Genomic DNA, 9,662 nt, shown 5'->3' on the forward strand with positions numbered 1-9,662 from the left:
TGGCACACCCGCCGTGCGGCCCGTCATCACGGCAGCACCGGATCGCATCGGCCCCGCGTCCATCTTCACGGTGAACGCCAGCGACGGCGTGCAGTACTTCAGCGCCATCAGCATGTCTGCGCAGACACATTCGGTGGACACCGGCCTGCGGCATGTGCGCTTCACGCATACGAATCCATCGCCGGGCGTGTATGCCGTCACCGCACCCCCGAGCATCAATGTGCTCACCCCGGGCTACTGGATGATGTTTGCGGTGGATGCGAACGGCGTGTGGTCCGTGTCACGCATCATTCAGGTCACGAACTCCACGCTGCCGGTGGTGACGAATCCCGGCCAGCAGAGCGTGACGCAAAACAGCGTGGTGTCTCTGCCCATCAGCGCCACGGGCGGCACGCTGAGCTATACCGCCAGCGGATTGCCCACGGGGCTGGGCATCGATGCCGTCAGCGGATTGATCTCCGGCACTGTGACCGCCACACCGGGAACCTACCGCAGCACCATTCTGGTGAGCGCGGCAGGGCAGGTGACTTCCATTTCCTTCAACTGGATCGTGCTGCTGCCCAATCTCGGCAGCGGCCAGATCATGCGCGAGTACTGGACGAACATCAACGGCGCCACGGTGGCCAGCCTGACCAGCAACACCGTCTTCCCCGCGAATCCGAATGGCCGCGATCTGCAGCCGTCCTTTGATTCACCTCAAAACTGGGATGACAGCACCGGCCAGCGACTGCGCGGCTTTCTCTACGTGCCTGTCACCGGCCAGTATCAGTTCTTCATCTCCAGCGATGATGAATCGAGCCTGAAGCTGAGCACCGATGCGAATCCCGCCAACGCCGTGGAGATCTCCAGCCAGCCCGGCTACACACCACCTCAAACCTGGACGTGGTATCCGCAGCAGACCTCCGCCTTGATCACCCTGCAGGCTGGTCAACGCTACTACATCGAAGCCTTGATGAAGGATGGCACCGGGGACGATCACCTCTCCGTCGGCTGGAAAAAACCGGGAGACGCAGCGGTCTCCGTCATCGCGGGCACCTACCTCTCGCCTTATCTCCCCATCGAGAATCCGGTGGTCGCTTGGAACTTCGATGAAGCGAGCTGGAACGGCACAGCGGGCGAAGTGAAATCCACCGCCGCAGGTTTGGTGGCCATCTCTGGCACGGCAAGTGGCGGAGCAAACACGACCAGCGCCAATCCCGCGCTCAGTGGCAATCCCGGCACAGGCAGCAGCGCGTTGTTCAACGGCACCACTCAGAGCATTGTGATGCCTTACAGCGCATCGCTCAATCCGAACGACTTCACCATTGCCGCGTGGGTGCGCCATGATGCAGCGCTGGGCACTGCACGCTGCGTGCTCGCCTCGCGTGATGAATCCACCGCCACCAAGAAAGGCTACGGCATGTGGGTGACCACGGATGGTTTCTGGCAGCTTCGCACCGGGGAAGACACTTCGGGATTGAAAGGTGGCGCGATCACCGTGGGGCAGTGGACGCATGTGGCGGCCACCTTCCGCACCACGAGTGCCAGCGGCCAGACTCTGACCGGCGTGCGCCGATTGTACATCAACGGCATCCTCGTCAACGAAGACACCGGCACCTACGTGCCAAACGCTTCCAAACCCTTCATCGTGGGTGCTGCCGACAGCCCCGGAACGGCCTTCTTTACAGGAGCGGTGGATGAAGTCACGCTGCATCAGGCCCCCTTGTCCCAGCCCGACATCCTCGCGCTGCGCGATCTTCGCCACGCCACCAGCATCGTGCCGCTGAATCTCCCACCACAGATCACGAACCCGGGTGCGCAAGCCTCGCTCATCGGCGCGGTGGTGTCCTTGCCCGTCACGGCGAATGATCCTGAAAACGATCCCATCACCTTCAGCGCCACGGGATTGCCCACGGGACTTTCGATCTCGCCCGGTTCAGGCGTCATCTCCGGATCCGTCACAGTCGCAGGCACGTTCAACGTCACTCTCACGGCCAGCGATGGCATCAGCACACCTGCCACAAGCTCCTTCATCTGGAACGTCACCGCAGGGCTCACACTGCAGCCACTGGCCGCCGCACCGAAAGCCAACGGCAGTGCGCTGACCTTCACCGCGCAATCCGCGAACGGCATCAACACGCGCTACAAATGGAATTTTGGCGATGGCACGCCTGAGACCGCATGGCTCACGACCACGAGCATCGCGCACACCTACGCCGGACCGGGTCGCTATCTGGTGACGCTCACCGCCACCGATGACACCGGCATCACGATCACCAGCACCTTCTATCAGGCGGTGTATGCCGCACTCACCACACGCAAGCCCGCTGCCTCCAGCAGCATCGTCTATGAAGATCCAGCCACCGGCAATGACCGCGTCTGGTGTGTGAATCCGGACAACAACAGCGTCACCGCCTTTGATGTGGTGACGCGTGCACGCTATGCCGAGATCACCGTGGGCACCGCTCCACGCAGCCTGGCGCTGGCACCCGACGGCAGGCTGTGGGTGACGAATGTGGAGACGGGAACGATCAGCATCATCAACACCACGACTCGCGCTGTCGCCGCCACGGTGACGCTCGCGTATGGATCGCGTCCCTTCGGCATCGTCTTTGATCCTGCGGGCACGGCCGCATGGGTGACTCTGGAAAGCACCGGGCGCGTGCTGAAACTGAACCCCAGCACCGGAGCGCAACTGGCTTCGATCGATGCCGGCGGTCCTGTGCGACATCTCTCGATTTCTGCCGACAGCGCACGCGTGTATGCCTCACGTTTCATCACGCCACGAGTGGCCGGTGAAAACACCGCCACACCGATGCTCACGGGCGCAGGCGGTCAGGTGGTCGTCATCGGCACGGTGGCGCTCGCCGTGGAACGCACGATTTTGCTCAATCCCAGCACCGCTGCGGATACCTCCACCTCCGCACGCGGTCTGCCAAACTATCTCGGTGCCGCCGTCATCTCGCCCGATGGTCTCTCGGCCTGGGTGCCTTCAAAGCAGGACAACATCCAGCGCGGTGTGCTGCGCGATGGCCAGCCTTTGAATCATGAAAACAGCGTGCGTGCCATCGTCTCGCGCCTTGATCTCACCGCGCAGACGGAGCACCTGCCTTCACGCGTGGACATCGACAACGCGGGCATGCCCAGCGCCGCAGCGTATGATCCGTTCGGCATCTACGTCTTCACCGCGCTCGAAGCCAGCCGCGAGGTCGCCATTCTCGATGCGTGGTCACATCAGGAAATCACCCGCTTTCCCGCAGGCCGCGCACCGCAGGGAGTCGTCACCTCGCCGGATGGCAGCACGCTGTATGTGCAGAACTTCATGGACCGCAGCATCACGGTGCATGATGTCAGTGGCATCACTCAGGGCGGCAACATCGCGCCAGTAACCACGGCCACGCTCAATGCCGTCACCACGGAAAAACTCACCGCCCAGGTGCTGAAGGGAAAGCAGTTCTTCTACGATGCGCAGGACCCACGCCTGGCGTTGCAGCAGTACATCAGCTGCGCCGTCTGCCACAACGATGCCGGACACGATGGCCGTGTGTGGGATCTCACCGGCTTCGGTGAAGGCCTGCGCAATACCATCACGCTGAAAGGCCACGCCACTCACGGCATGCTGCACTGGACCGGCAACTTCGATGAAGTGCAGGATTTCGAAGGGCAGATTCGCGCCCTGGCCGGCGGCACCGGACTCATGACGGACGCGCAGCTCAACACCGGCACGCGCAATCAGCCGCTCGGCGATGCGAAGGCGGGTGTGAGCGCGGATCTCGATGCACTGGCCGCGTATGTAAAATCACTCACCGTCAACGGCAACAGCCCGAGCCGCACCAGCAGCGGCGCGCTTAGCACAGCGGCCACAGCCGGGCAGCAGGTCTTCCGCTCGCAAAACTGCGCCTCCTGTCACAGCGGCGTGAACTTCACCAACAGCGCGCTCAATGTCTTTGCCAACATCGGCACCATCAAGCCCGCCAGCGGCAAACGCCTTGGCGCAGCGCTCACCGGTCTGGACGTGCCCACGCTGCGCGGCAGTTGGGCCACCGGGCCGTATTTGCACGATGGCTCTGCCGCCACTCTGGCAGACGCCATCACCGCACACAGCGGCGTGACGCTGACGGCCACGGACATGGCCAACCTCGCCGCGTTCGTGGCGAGCATTGACGATGCCCCTACCACGGCACCTTTGCCATTCACTGTCGCACTCACCACCGCCGCCACGAATGTGACCACCGCATTCAACGTCACGGTGGCCTTCAGTTCCGCGGCCTCAGGTTTCACGCTCAGCGATGTCGTCGTTACGAATGGCGTCGCCTCCACCTTCAGCGGCAGCGGCGCGAGTTATACCTTCAGAGTCACCCCCTCCGCTGCAGGTGTGGTCACCGTCAGTGTTCCAGCCAGTGCCGCCACCGACAGCACGAGCCTGGGCAACTCCGTCTCCAATCTGCTCAGCGTGACCTATACGGACACCACGCCGCCGACGGTCGCGCTCACCACTCCGGCAACCACGGTTGCCACCCCCTTTGTCGTCACCGCCACCTTCAGTGAAAATGTCACCGGCCTGCTCGCTTCCGAATTCGCAGTCACCAATGGTACCGTCACCGCTTTGTCCTTTGCCGGTGCAGTTTATTCCGCCACCGTCACACCCACGGCTGCGGGTGCAGTCACTGTCAGACTTCCCGCAGGCATGGCGCAGGATGCCTCGGGCAATCCGAACACGATTTCCAACTTGCTGACGGTCACCTACGCTCCGGTCATCGTGGGGCAGACCGTGCGAATTCAGGCGGAGGATTTTGATGAAGGCGGGGAAGGGGTTGCCTATCACGATGCTGAAACCATCAACATCGGCGAGGTTGTCTCCGGCCTGCATTACCGCACCACAGGAGTTGACCTTGAACCTTCCAAAGACACGGATGGCACGCCCTCCATCGGCTGGATCACGGCAGGCGAATGGCTGCGCTACACCACCATTCTCCCTTCTGGGAACTACAACTTCAGCGTGCGCGTGGCCACCTCCTATGCAGGTCCGGTTCCGGTGCGCGTGCTGATCAACGGCACTCTCGCCACGACGATCAATGTCACCAATACAGGGGGCTTTTATGCCTGGAAAACCTTCTTCGCCACAGGCCTCACCTTGCCTGCGTCTGCTGTCGTTCGCATCGAGTTTCCAAACGGCAATCTCAACTTCAACTGGATGGAGTACGTCAACACCAGCAGCCCGCCCGACACCACACCTCCAACGGTCACACTCGCCACGGCTTCTTCCAATGTGTCTGCGCCATTCACCGTGAGCGCCGCCTTCAGTGAAGCCGTCACCGGAGTCGCGCTGACTGATTTCGCGGTCACCAATGGCGTCGCTTCAGCACTGAGCGGCAGTGGTGCAGCCTACAGCGTCACCATCACGCCCGCAGCCAATGGCGCTGTGACCGTGGCACTTCCTGTCGGCGCGGCCTTTGATGCTGCCAGCAATGCAAGCCTGGCTTCAAACAACCTCAGCGTGACCTACACCGCTCCAGTGCCTGCGCCCACCGTGTTGCTCAGCACCGCCTCATCCAGCGTGACGGGCGCGTTCACGGTCAATGCGGTTTTCAGTCAATCCGTCACCGGTGTGGCTTTGAATGATTTCATCATCACCAATGGTGCGGCCTCCGCGCTCAGCGGCAGTGGTGCTACGTACAGTGTACTTGTCACACCCACGGCGGCTGGAGCCGTCACCGTCAGAGTTCCCGCCAATGCGGCCACCAACGCCACGGGCGGAGCCAACACGGCATCGAATCTGCTCACCGCCACTTATACGCCTCTGGATACCACTCCGCCTTCGGTCGCGCTGACTACTCCGGCCAGCAGCGTCACCGGGCCGTTTGTCGTCAATGCCACGTTCAGCGAAAACGTCACCGGCCTGCTTGCTTCTGAGTTCACCGTTACCAATGGCACGGTCACCGCCTTGTCCTCCGCCGGGGCGGCGTGGGCAGCCACGGTCACGCCCACGGCAGCGGGCAATGTCACTGTCAGAATCCCCGCAGGCGTGGCGCAGGATGCCGCTGGCAATCCGAACACGGTGTCCAATCTCATTACCGTGAGCTACACACCGGTGGTCAACACCAACGGCCTCACCGGGGACTACTACATCGGTAAAAACTTCGGGCAGTTCAGCTTCACGCGCATGGAGTCCACGGTCAATTACACCTGGGGCACCGGCAGTCCTGATCCACGCATTCCTGCCGATGGCTACAGCGTGCGCTGGCACGGGTACCTCATCCCGCGCTTCACCCGGACCTACACCATCATCCCCGTCACCGATGACGGCGTGCGTCTCTGGGTCAATGGCAAGCAGGTCGTCAATGATTGGAATAATCACGGCGACACCTGGAACAACGGCGTCATCGCTCTGCAGGCCGGCGTGGCCGTCCCTGTCGTCATGGAATATTATGAGGGCACTGGCGGCGCCACTGCACGGCTGCTCTGGGAGTGCCCCGGCCAGCCGCGCGAGGTGATCCCGCAAAGCCAGTGGCTCGTCAATGCGCCTGCGGCTCCGGCGGCTTCACCGAACACCATCGTGCTTGCCTCCATCATTCCCGGCACTGTCGGTCTTCCCAACAATCTCGCCACGACCAACAGCGATGAGGACAGCGCTTCAGACCTTCTTGAAGTCGCGCTCGGCACCGCGCTCACCAGCGGCATCACCCGCCCGGGTGAAGGCTTGCAGCTGGTCACGCGCAGCAACAGCAGCGTGGATGCCACCCTGCTGCGCCCATCGGGTCAGGGCACCTTCACCTTCAAGCTCGAAAGCAGCAGCGATTTGATCAACTGGTCCCCGCTGGTGGCGACACCCGCAGTCGTCGCTGAAGGCGATGGATGGGAGAGGGTGACGTGGCCGGATCTCCAGGCTCTCCCGGGGCAGAGCCTCGCGCGTGGCATCATCCGTCTGCGCATCACTCAAACCAATGGCGGCAGCACCACCAGCGCGCCATTGGGATGGCAGCAGACCACGCTCAGTTCCGGCACCCAGACCTATGGCCTCAATCTCAACCATGAGGCGCTCTTCACCGGTTCGGTCAGCAGCGCCACATCTGCCAGCGTCACACTCAGCGAGCAGGCGTCCGTGGCTTCCGCCATGGATCCCGCGCAGCATTACTATCTTGAAATCATCAGTGGTCCTCAGGCCGGGCATCGCCTGGATCTGCAGAGCATCACCGGCGTTGAGTGTCTTGTGGCGGATGATTCGCTCAATACCACGCTCTCAGCTTCCGCTGTGGCCGGCTTGTCCGGAGCACGTGTGATCTTGCGCTCACACCGCACGCTGGGTGAGGTCTTTAATCCTGCACTCTTCCAGGGTTCCTCCACCGCCACCGGCGCAGATCAGGTCTTGTTTCACAACGCCTCGGATTACATGACTTACTGGCTCTATGACCTTGGAGGCACCCGCAACTGGGTTTTGAATGGAGGCGCCGCAACCAGCATGAATGACACCCTCATTCCACCTGGCACAGGCGTGATGCTTCAAATCGCCAGCGCCAATCCCTCACCACTGCTCAGCACCGGCAGCGTGCGCACCACCCCCTTGGCCCGCCCGCTGCAGGCTGGCTACAATCTCTTTGCCAATCCCTGGCCTCTCGACGCATCGCCTGCTCAGACGGGGATGACCTCTTCACCCTTCCTTGCCAGCACCATCGTTTCTGCTTCCTCTCAGCTGCAGTTTTGGAAAGGTGATGCCACCGCCGGTGTGAGTGGATATCTGGCCAGCTGGCTCTTGCAGAAGCCCGGCCAGCCCGTCCCCATCTGGATATCCATGAGCTCTGCCGCCGCCACTTCTCAGAACAACGCCCCGCTGCTGCGTACCGGTCGTGCCACCTTCATCAAGATGCCGCAGACGGCCAGCCCTTCCGTTTGGATCATTCCGCCGCCGTGAGTGGGGGAGCAGCGTTTTCCAAAAAGCATTTCAGGAAAGCGACGCATGGCATCACTCCCAAGCGCTGCGCGTGCCTCCGATATGGACTGCGGTTGCGCATTGAGGAACGAACGCAGCTACCGCTTTCGACGTGCTGTTCGGCTCACGCATGCCACAGGTTGTTCGAAGGCGGGAGCTGGTGAACTTCCGCCAGCTGGTCAGCGCACGCGCGCCACGAGACATTCGAAAGCGGCAGCTGCACCCTTTCAGGGTTGCGCAGCCGCACTCCAAAAGCGCTGGTTACTTCCGCGCACCTGCAGGTGCTGGTGGTGGCCCGTTGATGCGCGTGTTCTCGCGAATGAGGCGGATGCGTTTGAAGACAGGCTCGGCTTCGGAGTCGCGCTGCTGCGCTCTGAGCAAGTTGCCCAGACTGGTGAGCTGGAGGATGAGGGCCGGGTGCTCGTTACCATAGATTTTTTCTTCGATCACCAAGGCACGTCGGTAGAGTTGCTCTGCCTCCTTGACCGTGTCACCGGTGTTGAGTTGAAAGGCCAGCCTTCCCATGCTGAGCGCCACCTCGCGATCCATGGGCCCCAAAGCTTTCTCGCGGATGGCCAGTGACCGGCGCAGCAGAGGAGTTGCGTCTCTGCCTTGTTTTGTGGGAGCTAAAGTCAAGGCGAGGCGATCGAGACTCTCGGCTGTTTTGAGGCTCTCCGGCCCGTGTGCTTTTTTGCACAGCTCCAGCGAGCGTCGGTAGAACACGGCGGCATCCTCATCACGTTTGGAGCGGTGAAGCACCGCGGCGAGTTTGTCCAAGGCGGCGATGAGATCCGCCTGCTGGGTGGCGGAATTTTCCTTCGTCAGTTTCAGCGCACGCAGCAGCAGTTGCTCCGCCTGATCGAGCAGGGGCGTTGCCTCGGAGTATTGTGCCTTGTATTGCAAAAACTCAGCGCAGTCATTGAGCAGGCTGCGTGTGATCAGCGCGTCTCCGGCCTTGTCACCGAACTGACGCTGAAACTCCAGCACCCTCAAAACATGGGGAAGGACAGGCTCCCAAAACTCACGCGACCGCATGCGCTGCGTTGCCGGATCTTTGGCCACGATGGCATGCATCAGCGAGGTGGCACGGCCAAGAAACTCAGCTCCATCCTGAAAGCGCAAGACCGCCTGAAGCTGCGGAGGACAGCTGATGCTCAAAAGCTCCTGCGTGATGAGTCCGTGACGCTCCAATTCATCAAACCCGGCTTCTACTTTGGCATCAGGTGATTTCTCATTTGCGGCATCCGCCACAAGCTTGGCATGCTCGGTGAAAAAGGGCAGGGGCACGGCTTCCTCGGCGAGCCAGGGCAGCAAGGCCATGAGCGCACGCGCTGTGGGTGTCAGGCACTTCGCTGAATGCTGCCATGTCACGACCAATATTCTGTCCGGGGATGCCTCGTTCGGTGCCGTCGTTTCCTTGAGCCCGGCAGACTCCTGATCCCATCGCTTTACATACTCGGCCAATGTCAGTTTTTGCTCCGTGATGCATGCCGCCGCCATGGCCAGTGCCAGAGAGTTTCCTTTCATCTGCTGCACCAGTTTTGCAGCATCAGTTTCCGTGAACTTGGCCGCTGGGAGATCGGACAGCTGCTTTTTGAGGAATGCGACAGCCGTGCTCTCATCCCAGATCTTGCCATTCAGTTTCAGGACTGCGCGCAGGCCTTCGTCCTCAGCATCGTTCTTTTTCAAAGTCTGTCGCAGGGCCTCGTAGTGTTCGGCAATTTCTCTGGTGAACGAATGCCCTGCACCCATAGAC

The 9,662-nt window shown here is 61.6% G+C and carries 2 protein-coding genes; one reads left to right on the top strand and one right to left on the bottom strand.

Annotated elements, in window-relative coordinates; genetic code table 11:
- Window positions 1-13: 13 nt before the first annotated feature.
- Window positions 14-7,888 carry an Ig-like domain-containing protein gene (locus ACIREA_RS18650; RefSeq protein WP_397383842.1) on the top strand — a complete coding sequence of 2,625 codons (7,875 nt, stop codon included), beginning with the start codon at window positions 14-16 and terminating at the stop codon, window positions 7,886-7,888.
- 279 nt (window positions 7,889-8,167) lie between these two features.
- Here the strand turns inward: ACIREA_RS18650 and ACIREA_RS18655 are convergent.
- Window positions 8,168-9,662 (bottom strand): tetratricopeptide repeat protein (locus tag ACIREA_RS18655; protein WP_397383843.1); only part of this gene is annotated, 1,495 nt, incomplete at its 5' end.

This window comes from Prosthecobacter sp. (assembly GCF_044373815.1).
Taxonomy (GTDB): Bacteria; Verrucomicrobiota; Verrucomicrobiia; order Verrucomicrobiales; family Verrucomicrobiaceae; genus Prosthecobacter.